Source organism: Streptomyces sp. NPDC048751 (assembly GCF_043198595.1).
GTDB lineage: Bacteria > Actinomycetota > Actinomycetes > Streptomycetales > Streptomycetaceae > Streptomyces.
Window position 1 is genome coordinate 91829 of the sequence record NZ_JBICUX010000002.1, and the last position, 17249, is coordinate 109077.

General features: G+C 69.9%; 15 protein-coding genes and 1 tRNA gene. 2 read left to right on the forward strand and 14 right to left on the reverse strand.

Features of this window, described 5'->3' with window-relative positions; translation table 11 throughout:
* Window positions 1–93: 93 nt before the first annotated feature.
* The 14 genes from glyA to ACGFNV_RS07350 all read right to left on the reverse strand — a co-directional run bounded on the left by glyA (window position 94) and on the right by ACGFNV_RS07350 (window position 16117).
* The gene (gene glyA, locus ACGFNV_RS07285) at window positions 94–1332 is read right to left on the reverse strand and encodes a serine hydroxymethyltransferase (RefSeq protein WP_393620186.1); all 1239 of its coding nucleotides are present in this window, start codon (window positions 1330–1332) and stop codon (window positions 94–96) included.
* Window positions 1333–1415: 83 nt separating this feature from the next.
* The gene (locus ACGFNV_RS07290) at window positions 1416–2093 is read right to left on the reverse strand and encodes a protein-tyrosine-phosphatase (RefSeq protein ID WP_133927087.1); all 678 of its coding nucleotides are present in this window, start codon (window positions 2091–2093) and stop codon (window positions 1416–1418) included.
* Window positions 2090–2737 (reverse strand): L-threonylcarbamoyladenylate synthase, encoded by a 648-nt coding sequence (locus ACGFNV_RS07295; protein ID WP_393620188.1) that lies wholly within the window; start codon window positions 2735–2737, stop codon window positions 2090–2092. Before ACGFNV_RS07295 ends, ACGFNV_RS07290 begins: the two co-directional genes overlap by 4 nt.
* Window positions 2738–2805: 68 nt before the next feature.
* Window positions 2806–3651 (reverse strand): peptide chain release factor N(5)-glutamine methyltransferase, encoded by an 846-nt coding sequence (gene prmC / locus ACGFNV_RS07300; RefSeq protein WP_393620189.1) that lies wholly within the window; start codon window positions 3649–3651, stop codon window positions 2806–2808.
* Between the two features lie 44 nt (window positions 3652–3695).
* Window positions 3696–4772, reverse strand: coding sequence for a peptide chain release factor 1 (gene prfA, locus ACGFNV_RS07305; RefSeq protein WP_393620190.1), 1077 nt, complete (start codon window positions 4770–4772; stop codon window positions 3696–3698).
* A 109-nt stretch (window positions 4773–4881) separates the two neighbouring features.
* Window positions 4882–5106 carry a 50S ribosomal protein L31 gene (gene rpmE, locus ACGFNV_RS07310; RefSeq protein WP_019326867.1) on the reverse strand — a complete coding sequence of 75 codons (225 nt, stop codon included), beginning with the start codon at window positions 5104–5106 and terminating at the stop codon, window positions 4882–4884.
* A 138-nt stretch (window positions 5107–5244) separates the two neighbouring features.
* A complete protein-coding gene (locus tag ACGFNV_RS07315) occupies window positions 5245–6375 on the reverse strand; it encodes an LCP family protein (protein WP_393620192.1) in 1131 nt (376 codons plus the stop codon).
* Window positions 6376–6727: 352 nt separating this feature from the next.
* On the reverse strand, window positions 6728–8791 hold the full coding sequence (gene rho, locus ACGFNV_RS07320) for a transcription termination factor Rho (protein ID WP_393620194.1): 2064 nt from the start codon (window positions 8789–8791) through the stop codon (window positions 6728–6730).
* Window positions 8792–9199: 408 nt separating this feature from the next.
* Window positions 9200–10129 carry a homoserine kinase gene (gene thrB, locus ACGFNV_RS07325; protein WP_393620196.1) on the reverse strand — a complete coding sequence of 310 codons (930 nt, stop codon included), beginning with the start codon at window positions 10127–10129 and terminating at the stop codon, window positions 9200–9202.
* A gap of 276 nt (window positions 10130–10405) precedes the next feature.
* On the reverse strand, window positions 10406–11464 hold the full coding sequence (gene thrC, locus ACGFNV_RS07330) for a threonine synthase (protein ID WP_393620197.1): 1059 nt from the start codon (window positions 11462–11464) through the stop codon (window positions 10406–10408).
* Between the two features lie 6 nt (window positions 11465–11470).
* On the reverse strand, window positions 11471–12763 hold the full coding sequence (locus tag ACGFNV_RS07335; protein ID WP_393620199.1) for a homoserine dehydrogenase: 1293 nt from the start codon (window positions 12761–12763) through the stop codon (window positions 11471–11473).
* A gap of 164 nt (window positions 12764–12927) precedes the next feature.
* Entirely contained in the window at window positions 12928–14319 is a 1392-nt protein-coding gene (gene lysA / locus ACGFNV_RS07340; protein ID WP_393620201.1) for a diaminopimelate decarboxylase, read from the reverse strand.
* 16 nt (window positions 14320–14335) lie between these two features.
* Entirely contained in the window at window positions 14336–15409 is a 1074-nt protein-coding gene (gene nrtL, locus ACGFNV_RS07345) for an ArgS-related anticodon-binding protein NrtL (RefSeq protein ID WP_393620203.1), read from the reverse strand.
* A gap of 147 nt (window positions 15410–15556) precedes the next feature.
* Window positions 15557–16117, reverse strand: coding sequence for a response regulator (locus tag ACGFNV_RS07350; RefSeq protein ID WP_393621447.1), 561 nt, complete (start codon window positions 16115–16117; stop codon window positions 15557–15559).
* Between the two features lie 105 nt (window positions 16118–16222).
* On the opposite strand from ACGFNV_RS07350, the gene ACGFNV_RS07355 reads away from it, so the two are divergent.
* Together ACGFNV_RS07355 and ACGFNV_RS07360 are read left to right on the forward strand one after the other, a co-directional pair.
* Window positions 16223–16294: transfer RNA gene (locus tag ACGFNV_RS07355), tRNA-Arg, on the forward strand.
* Between the two features lie 276 nt (window positions 16295–16570).
* Window positions 16571–17212, forward strand: coding sequence for a hypothetical protein (locus ACGFNV_RS07360; RefSeq protein ID WP_393620205.1), 642 nt, complete (start codon window positions 16571–16573; stop codon window positions 17210–17212).
* Window positions 17213–17249: the final 37 nt, after the last annotated feature.

Consider the following 17249-nt stretch of genomic DNA (forward strand, 5'->3'; position numbering starts at 1 on the left):
CACACCCTAGCGACGGCTGCATATGGTTGGGGACTTCCGGGTATCGACGATGGTTGCACGTGTGGCTGTGTACGGATGCGCGCCTACCCCGGTTCAGCCGCGATACGGCGGAAATCCCCCGGCGAGATCCCTCACTTCTTCACGTGCCCTCCTGGTCTCGACGTCCTCCCGCAGCACCCCGGCCAGCAGCGCAGCGACGCGCCGCATCTCCCTCTCCCCCATGCCCTGCGTGGTCAGCGCCGCCGTGCCCAGGCGCAGGCCGCGGGCGGCGTCATGGGGCAGCGCACAGCAGTCCAGCACGATGCCGGCGGCGGCCAGCCGTCCGCGTGCGGTACGTCCGTCGACGCCGAGGGGCGCCGGGTCGGCGACGACGAGATGGGTGTCGGTGCCGCCGCTGATGACGACCAGCCCCTCGGCCGCGAGACCGGCCGCGAGAACCCTCGCGTTGGCGACCACCTGATGGGCGTACGCCGCGAACGCGGGTGTTGCCGCCTCCCCGAAGGCGACGGCCTTCGCGGCGATCGTGTGCATCTGCGCACCGCCCTGGGTGAACGGGAACACCGCCCGGTCCACGCGCTCGGCGAGCTCCGCACCGCACAGCAGCATCCCGCCGCGCGGTCCGCGCAGCACCTTGTGCGTGGTGGCGCACACGATGTCGGCGTACGGCACCGGACTGGGCGCCGCTCCCCCGGCGACGAGCCCGATCGGGTGCGCCGCGTCGGCGATCAGGTAGGCCCCGACCTCGTCGGCGATCTCCCGGAACAGGGCGTGGTCGATGTGGCGCGGGTAGGCGATCGACCCGCAGACGATCGCCTTGGGGCGGTGGTTGTGGGCCAGCGTCCGCACCTGCTCGTAGTCGATGAGCCCGCTCTCCGCGTCGACGCCGTACCCGACGAAGTCGAACCAGCGGCCGGAGAAGTTCGCGGGCGAGCCGTGCGTGAGGTGACCGCCGTAGGGCAGCCCCAGCGCGAGGACGGTGTCCCCGGGGCGCAGCAGGGCGGCGTACGCGGCGAGGACGGCCGACGAGCCGGAGTGCGCCTGCACGTTGGCGTGCTCGGCCCCGAACAGCGCCTTCGCGCGTGCCACGGCGATGCTCTCGGCGACGTCGACGATCTCGCAGCCACCGTGGTACCGGGACCCCGGGTACCCCTCCGCGTACTTGTTCGCCAGCGGCGAGCCGAGCGCCGCCAGCACGGCCGGCGAGGAGAAGTTCTCAGCCGCGATCAACTGGAGCGTCGTGGACTGCCGCTCACGCTCCCCGAGCAGGATGTCCGCGAGCTCCGGGTCCTGTCGGCGCAGGATGTCCGCCTCGATGGCAGGGGTGACCGTCATGGTGTGCTCCGTGCGTCGACGGTGACGTACGACCAATGTAGGCCGCCGACGCAACCCCCGCCCGCTGTTGCCGGCGATCCCGGCTACGCCCGGGCGCGCACCCCGGTCAACGCCGTCACCACCGGATCCAGCGCCTGATGTATCTCGTCCCCCACCGACCGGAAGAACGGCAGCGGCGCACCGTACGGGTCGTACACCTCGTCCGCCTCGGCGGTGGGCGCCAGCAGCCACCCCCGCAACGCCGCGGCGGCCCGCACCAGCGCCCGGGCCCGCGCGACCACCCCGTCCTCCAACGGAGGCAGCGTCGCCGGGTCTATCGCCCTGACCAGCCGCGTGAACTCCTTCAGCGTGAACGTCCGCAGCCCCGCCGAATGCCCCATCGAGATCACCTGCGCCCGATGGTCACGCGTGGCCGTCAGCACCAGGTCGGCCATGATGACGTGCTCGTCGAGCAACTCCCGCCCCACGAACCCCGACGCGTCCGCGCCGAAGTCGGCGAGCACGGTCTCCGCGTTCGCCTCCATGGGCGCGCCCTCGTGGCCCCAGGTGCCCGCGCTCTCCACGATCAGCCCGCCGCCCAGCACTCCGAGCCGCTGCGACACGAAATGCCGGGTCAGCCGCTCGGTGATCGGCGAGCGGCACACGTTGCCGGTGCTGACATGGAGGATGCGGAAGCTGTCGCGCGGAAACCCGAAAGTCGTCGTTTCCTCCGCCGTGCGTTCCCCGCTGCCTATGCCACGCCCCGAGTCAGGGGCTGTCAATTCGCCACCTCGAGGTCGGGTACGACCTTCCGCAGCTCGTCCGCGGAGATCGCGCCCACCCGCAGCAGCAACGGCACGTCACCACTGACGTCGACGATCGACGACGGCACGTTCCCGGGCGTCGGACCGCCGTCCAGGTACACGGAGACCGAGTCGCCGAGCATCTGCTGCGCCTCGTCGCAGTTCTCCGGCGCGGGGTGCCCCGTCAGGTTCGCGGAGGAGACCGCCATCGGCCCGACCTCCGTCAGCAGCTCGATGGCGACCGGGTGCAGCGGCATGCGCACGGCAACCGTGCCGCGGGTGTCCCCCAGGTCCCACTGCAGGGACGGCTGGTGCTTGGCGACGAGTGTCAGCGCGCCCGGCCAGAACGCGTCCACCAGCTCCCAGGCCAGCTCGGAGAAGTCGGTGACGAGACCATGGAGCGTGTTCGGGGAGCCGATCAGCACAGGGGTGGGCATGTTGCGGCCCCGGCCCTTGGCGTCGAGGAGGTCGCCCACGGCCTCCTTGGTGAACGCGTCGGCGCCGATGCCGTACACCGTGTCGGTGGGGAGGACCACCAGTTCGCCACGGCGGACCGCGGACGCGGCTTCACGCAGACCGGTCACGCGGTCGGTCGCGTCGTTGGTGTCGTATCGCCGTGCCATTTAGCGGGCCTCCTCGTACACGTACTGCTGCGGGTCGAAAGTCGGTGTTTCGAAAGTCACGGTCGCGTTCACGGCATCGCCCTGCGGGCCGTCGCGAAGCGCGGGCGGTTGTTGAGGTCGGGGTGGTCGGCCGCGTCGGCCCAGCCCCGCTCCTCGGTGAAGATCCAGGGGACCTGTCCGCCCTGGGTGTCCGCGTGTTCGATCACGACGACACCGCCGGGGCGCAGCAGCCGGTGCGCGGTGCGCTCCAGGCCGCGGATCAGGTCGAGGCCGTCCTCGCCGGAGAACAGAGCCATGTCGGGGTCGTAGTCCCGGGCCTCGGGGGCGACGTACTCCCATTCGGTGAGCGGGATGTACGGCGGGTTGGAGATGACCAGGTCGACCTGTCCGTCGAGGTCGTGGAAGGCGTCCAGGGCGTCGCCCTGGCGCAGGTCGACCCTGGACCCCTCCATGTTCTTGCGGGTCCAGCGCAGCGCGTCCTCGGACAGCTCCACGGCGTGCACGCGGGAGCGCGGGACCTCCTGGGCGAGCGCGAGCGCGATGGCGCCGGAGCCGGTGCACAGGTCGACGATGCAGGGCTCCACGACGTCCATGGCGCGTACCGCGTCTATGGCCCAGCCGACCACGGACTCCGTCTCGGGACGCGGGACGAACACGCCGGGCCCGACCTGGAGTTCCAGGTACCGGAAGAAGGCGTGCCCGGTGATGTGCTGGAGCGGCTCGCGCTGTTCACGGCGCGCGACGACCTCCCAGTAGCGGGCGTCGAAGTCGGAGTCCTTCACGGAGTGCAACTCGCCCCGCTTCACGCCGTGCACGAACGCGGCGAGCTCCTCCGCGTCGTTGCGCGGCGAGGGCACGCCGGCGTCGGCCAGCCGCTGGGTGGCCTGGGCCACCTCTGCGAGCAGCAGGTTCACGCAAGTCCTCCGTGTCGTACTCGTCCGTACGTGTCCTACTCGTCTTACGCGGCGGCCAGCTTCGCCGCCGAGTCCGCGTCGACACAGGCCTGGATGACCGCGTCGAGGTCGCCGTCCAGGACCTGGTCAAGGTTGTACGCCTTGAAACCGACGCGGTGGTCCGAGATGCGGTTCTCCGGGAAGTTGTACGTGCGGATCTTCTCGGAGCGGTCGACGGTGCGGACCTGGCTGCGGCGGGCGTCGGCGGCTTCCCGCTCCGCCTCCTCCTGCGCGGCGGCGAGCAGCCTGGAGCGCAGGATACGCATCGCCTGCTCCTTGTTCTGCAGCTGGCTCTTCTCGTTCTGGCAGGAGGCGACGACTCCGGTCGGGAGGTGCGTGATGCGCACGGCGGAGTCGGTGGTGTTGACGGACTGCCCGCCGGGTCCGGAGGAGCGGTAGACGTCGATGCGGAGGTCGTTCGCGTTGATCTCGACGTCGACCTCCTCGGCCTCGGGGGTGACCAGCACGCCGGCGGCGGAGGTGTGGATCCGGCCCTGGGACTCGGTCGCGGGCACCCGCTGCACGCGGTGCACGCCGCCCTCGTACTTCAGCCGCGCCCAGACGCCCTGTCCGGGCTCGGTGGCGCCCTGGCCGCCCTTGGTCTTCACCGCGACCTGGACGTCCTTGTAGCCGCCCAGCTCGGACTCGGTGGCGTCGATGATCTCGGTCTTCCAGCCGACGCGCTCGGCGTAGCGCAGGTACATCCGCAGCAGGTCGCCGGCGAACAGGGCGGACTCGTCGCCGCCCGCGCCCGCCTTGATCTCGAGGATGACGTCCTTGTCGTCGCTGGGGTCGCGCGGCACGAGCAGCAGGCGCAGCTTCTCCGTCAGCTCGTCGCGGTGCTTCTCCAGCTCCTTGACCTCGGCGGCGAACTCCGGGTCGTCGGCGCCGAGTTCGCGCGCGGTCTCGATGTCGTCGCCGGTCTGCTTCCAGGAGCGGAACGTGGCGACGATCGGGGTGAGCTCGGCGTAGCGCTTGTTCAGCTTGCGCGCGTTGGCCTGGTCGGAGTGGACCGACGGGTCGGCGAGCTTCTTCTCCAGGTCGGCGTGCTCGGCGACGAGTTCCTCGACGGCCTCGAACATCTTTCGGCTCCTGTACTGCGATGGAAGGGAAGGGCGGGCGACCAAAAACGCCGGTCCCGGCGCGCGCCTCGAAGGGGCGCGCGGCCGTGGACCGGCGAAATGGGGCTCGCTACTTCTTGGAGCCGGCGGCAGCCTTGCCGAAGCGGGCCTCGAAGCGGGCCACACGGCCACCGGTGTCGAGGATCTTCTGCTTGCCCGTGTAGAACGGGTGGCACTCGGAGCAGACCTCGGCGCGGATGGTGCCGCTCTCGATCGTGCTGCGGGTGGTGAACGACGCGCCACAGGTGCAGCTGACCTGCGTCTCGACGTACTCGGGGTGGATGTCGCGCTTCAAGGTGTCTCCTAGTTTCGGGAGGGCGCCGGGTCGCAACCGCGGGATACGGAAGCGTGAACCGGAGCCGACGTACCAGTCTGCCAGGACTGGGGCCATCCCCCAAAACCAGGGGGTGCGGTCGTTTGTTCCCGGCGTCGCTCAGGAACCGCTGACGACGCCCCCGGCCTCGCCGGTGGCGGTTCCCTTCGTGGCGCTCTTCGGGATCGGCCGGTCGTTCTTCAGGGCGTTCCAGACCAGCTGGGCCTTGGTCTTCTCGATGAGCACACGGTTGGGATTGGCCGGGTCGTACCGCACCGGCATCGTCACCATGTTCATGTTCGAGGCGCTGATGCCCTTCAGGCCGTTGGCGAAGGACATCAGGGAGTTCAGGGAGCCCAGGTCGGAGTCGGTCGTGACGGCCTTGGTCGCGGTGTTGGCGAGGTCGTACAGCTTCGTGCCGTCGCTGAACAGGCCGATGTGCTTGACCTGGTCGACCAGGGCCTTGATGAAGGCCTGCTGGAGCTGGATGCGGCCGAGGTCGGAGCCGTCGCCGACGCCGTGCCGGGTGCGGACCAGGCCGAGGGCCTGCTTGCCGTTGAGGGTGTGCTCGCCGGCCTTCAGCTTCAGATGGCTGTCGGGGTCGTCGATGTCCTTGGTGGTGGTGATGTCGACGCCACCGAGCTGGTCGATGAGCTTCTGGAAGCCGGAGAAGTCGACCTCCAGGTAGTGGTCCATACGGACGCCGGTGAGGGACTCCACGGTCTTCACCGCGCAGGCGGCGCCGCCGGTGGTGTACGCGGAGTTGAACATCACGTCGGGCGCGGCGTCGTGGGTGTCGCCCTTGGTGTCGGTGCACTGGGGGCGGTCGATCAGGGTGTCGCGCGGGATGGAGACCACGCTGGCCTTCTTGTGGCCCTCGTACACGTGGATGATCATCGCCGTGTCGGAGCGGGCGCTGCCGTCGTCGGTGCCGCCGCCGAGCTTCTTGTTGCTGCCGGCGCGGGTGTCCGAGCCCAGGACCAGGATGTTCTCCGAGCCGTTGTCGGCCTTCTTGGGCCGGTCGGTGCCGAGGGCCTGGTCGATGTCGACGCTCTTGATGTTCCCGTTGAGCTTGAAGTACAGGTAACCGGCACCCGTACCGCCCAGCACGACGATGCCCGCCGCGGTCCAGGCCGTGATCAGCAGGCCCTTGCGCCTGCCGCGGGGCTTGCGGCGCTGGCCCTTGGCGCGGTGACGCGGACCGGCGCCGCGGCTCGGTATTCCGGGATCGGGCGTGCTCTGGGCAGACATGTGCTCCTCGGTTTCGTCCGGTCGGTTACCCCCTGCGGTCAGGGTCACTCCGTCCGGTCAGACGGCGAAACCCGGGAAAGGGTTGCACAACGGCCTGTGTCCGACCTGTGGAGCATTGCGCACGGAACGTAGTCACCGTAGCGCTGCCGTACCCCGCTGACCTGCGGGTTCAGTCGATCAGCCGCTACAGGCCGCAAGCGCGCCGACGACGACCCCTTGTGGCAAAGGTCTCGAAAAGGGGCCGCCCCCTGAAAGGAGACGGCCCCTGAGCGCGCCCTCGAAGGGGCGCGGGGAACTGCGCGAAAACCACTGCGAACCCGCGGCCGACAGCCAACCGCAGGCTCAACGGCGACTAGTCACCGTTGCCAGGCGTCGGCGTGGTCTTCTGGATCTGCATCAGGAACTCGACGTTCGACTTCGTCTGCTTCATCTTGTCCAGCAGCAGCTCGATCGCCTGCTGCTGGTCCAGCGCGTGCAGCACCCGCCGCAGCTTCCAGACCACCGCGAGCTCCTCGTTGCCGAGCAGGATCTCTTCCTTACGGGTACCGGACGCGTCCACGTCCACCGCCGGGAAGATCCGCTTGTCGGCGAGCTTCCGGTCGAGCTTGAGCTCCATGTTGCCGGTGCCCTTGAACTCCTCGAAGATCACCTCGTCCATGCGGGAGCCGGTGTCGACGAGAGCCGTCGCCAGGATGGTGAGCGAGCCACCGTCCTCGATGTTGCGGGCCGCACCGAAGAAGCGCTTCGGCGGGTACAGCGCGGTCGAGTCGACACCACCGGACAGGATGCGGCCGGAGGCGGGCGCCGCCAGGTTGTACGCACGGCCCAGACGGGTGATCGAGTCGAGCAGCACGACCACGTCGTGGCCCAGCTCGACAAGCCGCTTCGCCCGCTCGATCGCGAGCTCGGCGACCGTCGTGTGGTCCTCGGCCGGACGGTCGAAGGTCGAGGAGATGACCTCGCCCTTGACCGACCGCTGCATGTCGGTGACCTCTTCCGGACGCTCGTCCACGAGGACGACCATCAGGTGGCACTCGGGGTTGTTGTGGGTGATCGCGTTGGCGACCGCCTGCATGATCATGGTCTTGCCGGTCTTCGGCGGGGCCACGATCAGACCACGCTGGCCCTTGCCGATCGGCGACACGAGGTCGATGATCCGGGTCGTCAGCACACCCGGGTCGGTCTCGAGGCGCAGGCGGTCCTGCGGGTACAGCGGCGTCAGCTTGTTGAACTCCGGGCGGCCACGGCCGTGTTCGGGCGCCATGCCGTTGACGGAGTCGAGACGCACCAGCGCGTTGAACTTCTCGCGCCGCTCGCCTTCCTTGGGCTGACGCACGGCACCGGTGATGTGGTCACCCTTGCGCAGGCCGTTCTTGCGGACCTGGGCGAGGGAGACGTACACGTCGTTCGGCCCGGGCAGGTAGCCCGACGTACGGATGAAGGCGTAGTTGTCGAGGATGTCCAGGATGCCCGCGACGGGGATCAGGACGTCGTCGTCGGCGATCTGCGGCTCGGGGGCGATGTCGTCGCGACCCCGGCGGCCACGGCGGTCGCGGTAGCGGCCGCGACGGCCACGGCGGCCACCGTCGAAGTCGTCGTCGTCCTGCGGACCGGCGTTACGGTCCTGACGGCCGCCGCCCTGCTGCTGGCTCTGCTGCTGACCGCGCTGCTGGCCACCCTGCTGGTCGTCGCTCTTACGGCGGTCACCGCGGTCACCACGGTCACCGCCGCGGTCGCCGCGGTCCCCGCGTTCGCCACGGTCACGGCCGCGCTCACGGCGGTCCCGGCGACGGCCCTCGCCGCCGTCGGCGTCGGCCTTGGCGTCGCCCTGCGGCTGGGCCGGGGTCTCGGCCCTGGCCTCGTTCTTCGCCTCGGCGGCGACCGTCTCGGGGCTGTTCGCCGGCGCGCCCGCGTCGGCGGTCGCACGGCGGCGACGGCGCTCGGTGGGAGCCTCCTCGGCGGACGCGCTCTGCTGCTCGGCCGGAGCGGAGGCCTTGGGGGACGGCTGGCCGGGGATCTCGATCTGCTGCTGGGCCACGGCCTGCTCGGCGGGGGCGTCAGTCGCCTTCTCCGCCTTCTTCTCGGCGGCAGCCTCGCCCGTACGGGCCTTGGAGGTGGCGCGGCGCTTCGGCTTGGTCTCGCCGGCGGCGGTGTCGGCCTTCGCGGCCGGGGCGGCGCCTCCTCCCGCCTGCGCCTCCTTGATGACCTCGATCAGCTGGCTCTTGCGCATGCGCGCGGTGCCCCTGATTCCGAGGCCGGATGCGACCTGCTGCAGCTCGGCCAGCACCATGCCCTCGAGGCCGGTACCGCGGCGCCGCCGGGAGCCGGCACCGGTGGCAGGCGCGGAGGCGTCCGTGGCGGGCGCGGCAGCGGTCTCCTCGACACGTGCGCCCATCAGATCGGTGGTGTCGCTCACGAAGGGTCCTTCCCTGGAGCGGACGTCGGCCTGTCTGGCTCGGCGACCGGTTGTGCTGTCCGACTTCGGTCCTTTTGGTGTGGACGAAGCCGGGGCGGTGGTCCGCCAAAGCGGCGGAAGAGATTTCTGGTGATGGCGCTTCCTCGAGCCGTGGCACCCAGTGTCACGTGGCGTGGTAGCACCGATTCCGGAGCGTGCCCAGTGGCCCGCTCAATGCCCGCATACGGCGTACTGCCCAGGTGCGACGTACGGAACACAGAGTGGCTTTTTGGGAGACTCCCGGAAGAATGTCTGTCCCGGACGGGGACACGAAGCACCTCGCCATGGTGGGGTCGGGTGCAGACTTGAGGTTAACACTACCGGATCCAACAAACATTCCCCCTCTCGAAATCCGGCTAACGCCGGCTTCTACATGTCACTGGAGGTGGCGAGCGGCAGCACGCTCGCTCCCTGGGCGTCGAGGTCGAGCCGGTTGGCGGCCCACCCCTCGCCTGCCAGATGGGACACCTTGTCGGCGCTGTCGGCGTCGACGAGCGCGAGGACGGTGGGTCCCGCACCTGAGATGACTGCCGGGACTCCGTCGGCCCGCAGCCGCTCCACCAGCGCGGCGCTCTCCGGCATGGCCGGCGCGCGGTACTCCTGGTGGAGGCGGTCCTCGGTGGCGGGCAGCAGCAGCTCGGGGCGCCTGGTCAGGGCCTCGACGAGCAGGGCCGCGCGGCCCGCGTTGGTGGCGGCGTCGACGTGCGGGACGGTGCGCGGCAGCAGTCCTCGCGCCGTCTCCGTGAGCACGGGCTTCCCCGGCACGAAAACCACCGGAACGATGGAATCGGCGGGCGCCATCCTGATCGCCCGGGCGGCGCCGGCCTCCATCCAGGAGAGCGTGAAGCCGCCGAGCAGACAGGCCGCCACGTTGTCGGGGTGGCCCTCGATCTCGGTGGCGAGCTCCAGGAGGGCCGTGTCGTCGAGCCTGGCCTCGCCGCCTATGGTCACGGCACGCGCGGCGACGATGCCGGCGCAGATGGCGGCCGAGGAGGAGCCCAGGCCGCGGCCGTGCGGGATGCGGTTGGCGCAGACGATCTCCAGGCCGCGCGGCTGCCCGCCCAGCAGGTCGAACGCGGTGCGCAGGGAGCGGACGAGGAGGTGGCTCTCGTCGCGCGGGAGCGTCTCGCTGCCCTCACCCGCGATGTCGATGTGCAGCCCGGAGTCGGCCACCCGGACGACCACGTCGTCGTACAAGCCCAGGGCCAGGCCGAGGGCGTCGAAGCCCGGGCCGAGGTTGGCGCTGGTGGCGGGGACGCGCACCCGGACGGCGGCGGCGCGGAACGCTGGACCGGCCATCGCTCGATGACTCTCCTTGAGCTGCGTGACTGTCGAATGACATTCGATACGTACGGGAAAACCCTCGGCCGCGAAGACGGCACGGCGCCGAGCCATGCGCGAGGGCATATGCGGCGGGCGGGTTCAGTACAGCCTATCGAAGGAAGGTTCTGTGGCGACATAGGGCGCACAGGAGGCGCACGATGCGTGTCGTAGGCCCCTTGTGCACCCTCGGAAGGGTTAACCCCTTGAACGCCGTTCCATGCCTCTGATCAGGAAGGCGATCAGGCGAGGCGATCAGGCGAGGCCGAGGCGCTCGGCCGCCGTCGCCGCGTCGACCGGGACGGTGACCGGCTGCGGAGCGCCGGCTACGGCCCAGTCGGGATCCTTCAGACCGTTGCCGGTCACGGTGCACACGATCCGCTGCCCCGGGTCGACCTTGCCCTGCTCGGCGGCCTTCAGCAGACCGGCCACGGACGCGGCGGACGCGGGCTCCACGAAGACACCCTCCTGCGCGGCCAACAGCCGGTAGGCGCGCAGGATTTCACGGTCCGTCACCTCGTCGATGAAGCCCCCGGACTCGTCCCGCGCGGCCAGCGCGTACTGCCACGAGGCGGGGTTGCCGATGCGGATCGCGGTGGCGATCGTCGACGGGTCCTTGACGACCTCGCCGCGCACGATCGGGGCGCTGCCGGACGCCTGGAAGCCCCACATCCGGGGCGTCTTTCCGGCCACGCCATCGGTGGCGTATTCCGTGTAGCCCTTCCAGTACGCGGTGATGTTGCCCGCGTTGCCCACCGGCAGGACGTGGATGTCGGGGGCGTCGCCCAGCATGTCGACGATCTCGAACGCGGCCGTCTTCTGACCCTCGATACGTACCGGGTTGACCGAATTGACCAGCGACACCGGGTAGTTGTCGCTCAGCGCGCGGGCCAGGGTGAGGCAGTCGTCGAAGTTGCCGTCGACCTGGAGGATCTTGGCGCCGTGGACGAGCGCCTGCCCCATCTTGCCAAGCGCGATCTTGCCCTGCGGCACAAGAACGGCCGAAACCATACCCGCGCGCACCGCGTACGCGGCGGCCGAGGCGGAGGTGTTGCCGGTGGAGGCGCAGATGACGGCCTTCGCGCCCTCCTCCTTGGCCCGCGTGATCGCCATGGTCATACCGCGGTCCTTGAAGGACCCGGTGGGGTTGGCACCCTCCACCTTGAGGTGGACCTCGCAGCCCGTGCGCTCGGAGAGCACCTGCGCGGGCACGAGGGGCGTGCCGCCCTCGCGGAGCGTCACGACCGGCGTGGTGTCGGATACCGGCAACCGGTCCCGGTACTCCTCGATGATTCCGCGCCACTGGTGGGTCATTGCTGGTTACTCTCCTTCAACCCGCATGATGCTGGCGACACCCCGCACGGTGTCGAGCTTGCGCAACGCCTCGACGGTCCCGGTGAGGGAGGCGTCGGACGCGCGGTGGGTGACGACGACGAGGGACGCCTCGCCGTCCTTGCCCTGCTGCCGAACCGTATCGATGGACACTCCGTGCTCGGCGAACACGGTGGCCACCTGGGCGAGGACGCCCGGTTTGTCGGCGACGTCGAGGCTGATGTGGTAGCGCGTGACGACGTCGCCCATGCCCGAGACGGGCAGGGCAGCGTAGGCCGACTCGCCGGGCCCCGTTGCCCCGCTGAGTCGGTTGCGGCAGACGGCGACGAGGTCGCCGAGTACGGCGGAGGCCGTGGGGGCGCCGCCGGCGCCCGGCCCGTAGAACATGAGCTGCCCGGACGCGTCGGACTCCACGAACACGGCGTTGTACGCGCCGCGCACGGAGGCGAGGGGGTGGCTCAGCGGAATCATCGCGGGGTGCACGCGCGCGGTGACCGATCCGCCGTCCACCGCCCGCTCGCAGATGGCGAGGAGCTTGATGGTGCAGCCCATCTCCTTGGCGGAGGCGAAGTCGGCCGCCGTCACCTCGGTCATGCCCTCGCGGTAGACGTCGTCGAGACGTACGCGCGTGTGGAAGGCGATCCCGGCGAGGATGGCGGCCTTGGCGGCGGCGTCGAAGCCTTCGACGTCGGCGGTGGGGTCGGCTTCCGCGTACCCGAGCGCGGTGGCCTCGTCGAGGGCCTCCTGGTAACCGGCGCCCGTGGAGTCCATCTTGTCGAGGATGAAGTTGGTGGTCCCGTTGACGATCCCGAGCACCCGGTTGACCTTGTCACCGGCGAGGGACTCGCGCAGCGGCCGGATCAGCGGGATGGCACCGGCGACGGCGGCCTCGTAGTAGAGGTCCTTGTCGTTGGCCTCGGCGGCGGCGTGCAGCGCAGCGCCGTCCTGGGCGAGGAGCGCCTTGTTGGCGGAGACGACGGAGGCGCCGTGCTCGAAGGCGGTGGTGATGAGGGAGCGCGCGGGCTCGATCCCGCCGATGACCTCGACGACGACGTCGATGTCACCGCGTTTGACGAGGGCGGTCGCGTCGGTGGTGACGAGGCCGGGGTCGATCCCCTCCCGCACCCGGGAGGGCCGCCGCACGGCCACACCCGCGAGTTCCACCGGGGCACCGATCCGGGCGGCGAGGTCGTCGGCGTGCGTCGTCATGATGCGCGCCACCTCTGAGCCGACCACTCCACAGCCCAGCAGCGCCACCTTCAGCGGACGCGTACGCATCATCCGACCTCGTTTCCTCATACCGTCTACGGTTGGACCAGTCTCACTCACCGGACGGGAGTTTCTATCCCATGTCCGGATTGTGAGACGTCGATTTCATTTGTACCGGGGTGGAAGACCGTAGATCTTCCACCCCTTCTTTTTTCCTTCTTTTCTCGCCGGCGGAATCACCCGACATCGAGACGCAGGAGGTCCTCCTCGGTCTCGCGTCGCACGATCACGCGGGCCTCACCGTCGTTCACGGCGACGACGGGCGGACGGAGCACGTGGTTGTAGTTGCTCGCCATGGACCGGCAGTACGCGCCGGTGGCCGGTACGGCGATCAGGTCACCCGGTGCCAGGTCGGCCGGCAGGAACGCGTCCTTCACGACGATGTCGCCACTCTCACAGTGCTTGCCGACGACCCGCGCGAGCATCGGCGCGGCGTCGGAGGTGCGGGAGACGAGAGCGACGCTGTACTCGGCGTCGTACAGCGCGGTGCGGATGTTGTCCGACATGCCGCCGTCCACGGAGACGTACGTCCGCAGCCCGTCGAGCGGCTTGATGGTGCCGACCTCGTACAGCGTGAAGGCGGTCGGCCCGACGATGGCGCGCCCGGGCTCCACGGAGATGCGCGGAGTGCGGAGCTTGGCCCCCTCGCACTCACGCGTGACGATCTCGGTCAGGGCCTTGGCGATCTCGTGCGGCTCACGCGGATCGTCGTCGCTGGTGTACGCGATCCCGAGCCCGCCGCCGAGGTCGATCTCCGGCAGCTCGACCCCGTGCTCGTCCCGGATGTCCTTGAGCAGCCCCACCACCCGGTGCGCGGCGACCTCGAACCCGGACATGTCGAAGATCTGCGACCCGATGTGGCTGTGGATCCCGATCAGCTCGATCCCGTCGAGCTGGAGCGCCCGGCGCACGGCCTCGGCGGCCTGCCCGCCGGCCAGCGGAATCCCGAACTTCTGGTCCTCGTGCGCGGTGGCGATGAACTCGTGCGTGTGCGCCTCGACGCCGACGGTGATTCGGATCTGCACGCGCTGCCGCTTGCCCAGGGACTGCGCGATGTGCGCGACCCGGACGATCTCCTGGAAGGAGTCGAGCACGATGCGCCCGACGCCTGCCGTGATCGCGCGGTGGATCTCGTCCGTGGACTTGTTGTTGCCGTGGAAGGCGATGCGGTCGGCGGGCATGCCGGCGGAGAGGGCGGTGGCGAGCTCGCCCCCGGAGCACACGTCCAGGTTGAGCCCCTCCTCATGCAGCCAGCGCACGACGGCACGGGAGAGGAACGCCTTCCCGGCGTAGAAGACGTCGGCGTCGGTCCCGAACGCGCTGCGCCAGGCGCGGGCACGGGCGCGGAAGTCGGCCTCGTCGAGGACGTAGGCGGGGGTGCCGAACTCCTCGGCGAGCCGGGTCACCGGGAGCCCGCCGACGGTGACGACTCCTTCGGCATCCCGGGTGACGGTCTGCGCCCACACCTTGGGGTCGAGGGCGTTGAGGTCGGCCGGCGGGGCGGTGTAGTGGCCCTCGGGGAGCACATCGGCGTAACGGGGCCCGGCGGGGTGTGCGGATCGGCTCATGTCTGACGTGTTTCTTTCAGAGGTGGTCGGGTGCGTCGATGCCGAGCAGGGACAGGCCACCGGCCAGCACCGCCCCGGCGGCTTCGGCGAGCGCGAGCCGGGCACGGTGGGCGGCCGAGGGTTTCTCCTCACCACGCGGGAGAACGGCGGGCAGAACGGCCAGGACGCCATCGGCGACGGTGACGAGGTGCCGGGCGAGACGGTGGGGCGTACGGTGCGATGCGGCTTGAGCGAGGATGCGGGGGTGGTCGGCGAGGGCGCTGAGGAGGGTGTGCTCAGCGGCTGGGCCGGTCTCGGCGGTGAGGCCGGGGGTGGCGGCGTCGGTGGTGAAGCCGAGGCCGACTGTGTCGGCGGTGAACCGGAGGTCGGCTGCGTCGGCGGTGAAGCCGAGGTCGGCGATGTCGGCGGTGAAGCCGAGGTCGGCGGCGTTGCGGCTGACGGCCCGGGTGCGGGCGTGCGCGTACCGCACCCGGAAGAGAGGATTGCTCTCCCGCTGGACGAGATGCTCGGCGCTGATGCGCGGCCGGTCGTGCGGAGCGGGATGAAGAAGAGCCCACCGGGCGGCGTCGAGCCCGAGCGGCGCGGGGTCCTCGGGCGCCGGCACGGGCCGCAGATTGACGGGCTCCCGGTGCTCGACCTCCACCCGCCCACCCTGCGACCCGACGATCCGGGCGAGCGCGTCGGCGAGCACCTCGGCACGGATCTCGTACGGCACCCGCAGCTCGACGAGCTGCCCGGCGAGGGCGTCGGAGTACCCGTACCGCTCGCCGTGATCGAGAACCTGCTGCACAACAGCGTAGGAAGCGGACCGCTCAAGATGGATGTTGAGGAAACCGGGCCCGGTGATCTCGACATCGCCGACACCCTCGGCACGGGCGAGGTAGGGCCGGAGCACCTCGGCGACGCGACGGGGCGGCTGCCCGGCGGGGCGGGCGAGTTGCAGGGCGACGTTGGTGGCGTAGTCCCCACACCCCCCGGGCCCCGGCGGAGTGACCACGACCCGCTCCGGCACGGTCACATTCAGTTCCCCCTGGTCGACAGCGCGACGCACGGCGTGCAGCACGGTGCGCGAGAGCTCGACAGGGGTCACGGGACAAGCGTAGGGGAGAAGGGGCATGGGTATGCGAGCCGGTTTGGGGAGGGTCCGGGATGTGGACAGCGGGGAGGCGTCCGAACGGGAAGGAGCGGACGTAACGCGAGGCAGGCTGCTCAGACGGCGGCCCGCACTCCCCCTTGATCACGCACCGGCTCGCCCGGCCCGCTCGGCCTCCCCCGCACCGAGGACGTCCCCGAACGCCCCCTCACCACTCCCCCCGTCGACACGCCCCTGCCCCCGTTCGACCAACTGCCGTACGAGCCGCACGAGTTCAGCGGGCTCGAAGGGCTTGGCGAGGAAGGCGTCGACGCCGGCATCGAGCCCGGCCTCGATCTCGTACGGGGTGCAGGCACTGACGATGGCGAGAGGCACATGCCGGGTCCGCGGATCCGCCCGCAGCCGGGCGGCGGTGCTGAGCCCGTCCAGTCGAGGCATGACGACATCGAGGGTGATGACATCGGGCCGCACCTGATGAACCACTTCAAGACACTCGGCACCATCGGCCGCGGTCACGACCTCGAGGCCCTCCAGCTCGAGATTGACCCTGATCAACTGCCGGATGACCTTGTTGTCGTCCACAACAAGCACCCGACCCGACGCGCCTGGCACAACTCGAGAGTAGGTCGGCACCGGCCACCGCGTCCGCGTTTTCCGTACTTCCGCCCCGAGGGAGCGAACAGGAAGGGGCCGCGACCAACACACGGCAACGAGCACGGCACCACCGGCCCGGAAACCCGTTCCTGATCACCCCGCCAGAGCTGGTAGTGTTCTACCCGTCGCCGCGAGCAAGCAGCCCGCACCCGACACGCCCCCGTAGCTCAGGGGATAGAGCAACGGCCTCCGGAGCCGTGTGCGCAGGTTCGAATCCTGCCGGGGGCACCTTGGAACAGGTGCCCAAAGACCCCGCCATCAGCGCTTTCGCTGAGACGGGGTCTTCGCGTATGTGCAGGCATGTGCCGCTCGGAGCGGCCGTATGTCGGGGGCTGTGGACGAGGCGTGGACGGGATCTTGAGGCATTCCCGCAGGTGGCGCAGCGCATCGAAGTCGAGCAGCCGCGCTGCTCGCTATCGTCGTCCCAGTAGTGCACGGCGTCGAGGGTGGGAAGACTGACGACCGCCGCCGGCGGGCAAATGATCGGACGAGGTGGGGGATCTCGTGGACGTGACCACGCTTGCAGTTGCGCTCATCGGCGTCGGAGGAACGTTGGGTGGAACCCTGGGTGGGGCATTGCTCAGCCAGCGCGTCACCCGGGAGCAGAACCAGCGCGCCGATCGTGAACGGGCCGAGGACCGCCACGACCGAGCGCAGGAAGCCAGGCGGGATCTCTATGCCCGTTTGAATACCACGGCTCGCGCTTACCGGGTCGCTGCCCGAGACGCAGTCCTAGCGGCCGAGCGCAGTGAAAGCGCCGAACCAGCAGTCCTCGATGCCGCGAAGGAAGCCTGGGCAGAGCAGTACTCCTTGGCCCAGATGGCACTGCCGAAGGACGTCAACGAGATCGCCTCTTCCCTCAATAGGGCGCTCGGAGTCGGGTACACCGTGGTGAAGCAATTGGCGAGCAGCCCTGCCCCAGACAGGTCGTACAACCGGGCCAAAGATTGGTTCAGCGGCCCCCTGTCCGACGGGGTGTATCTGCTGCGGGTCACCCTGCGCCATGACCTCGGCGTCGAGGTCGAGCCTGACTTCGAGCACACACGTACTCGAATGCTCGCTGTGCTCAATAGCGAGCGAAGGAGCCTTGAGCGCCTACTCTCCTCCGAACAGGCCCCAGCCGCGCGGCCTGCACAGGCGGGTTAACGACGAGGCTCCGACGATCATTCGGGAGCGTCGGAGA

Bases quoted from the DNA above. Each gene is read 5' to 3' on its own strand.
- ACGFNV_RS07335 (WP_393620199.1), bottom strand. From the start codon at position 12,763: ATGATGCGTACGCGTCCGCTGAAGGTGGCGCTGCTGGGCTGTGGAGTG.
- thrB (WP_393620196.1), bottom strand. From the start codon at position 10,129: ATGGCCGGTCCAGCGTTCCGCGCCGCCGCCGTCCGGGTGCGCGTCCCC.
- glyA (WP_393620186.1), bottom strand. From the start codon at position 1,332: ATGACGGTCACCCCTGCCATCGAGGCGGACATCCTGCGCCGACAGGAC.
- ACGFNV_RS07295 (WP_393620188.1), bottom strand. From the start codon at position 2,737: ATGGCACGGCGATACGACACCAACGACGCGACCGACCGCGTGACCGGT.
- ACGFNV_RS07315 (WP_393620192.1), bottom strand. From the start codon at position 6,375: ATGTCTGCCCAGAGCACGCCCGATCCCGGAATACCGAGCCGCGGCGCC.
- prfA (WP_393620190.1), bottom strand. From the start codon at position 4,772: ATGTTCGAGGCCGTCGAGGAACTCGTCGCCGAGCACGCCGACCTGGAG.
- thrC (WP_393620197.1), bottom strand. From the start codon at position 11,464: ATGACCCACCAGTGGCGCGGAATCATCGAGGAGTACCGGGACCGGTTG.
- lysA (WP_393620201.1), bottom strand. From the start codon at position 14,319: ATGAGCCGATCCGCACACCCCGCCGGGCCCCGTTACGCCGATGTGCTC.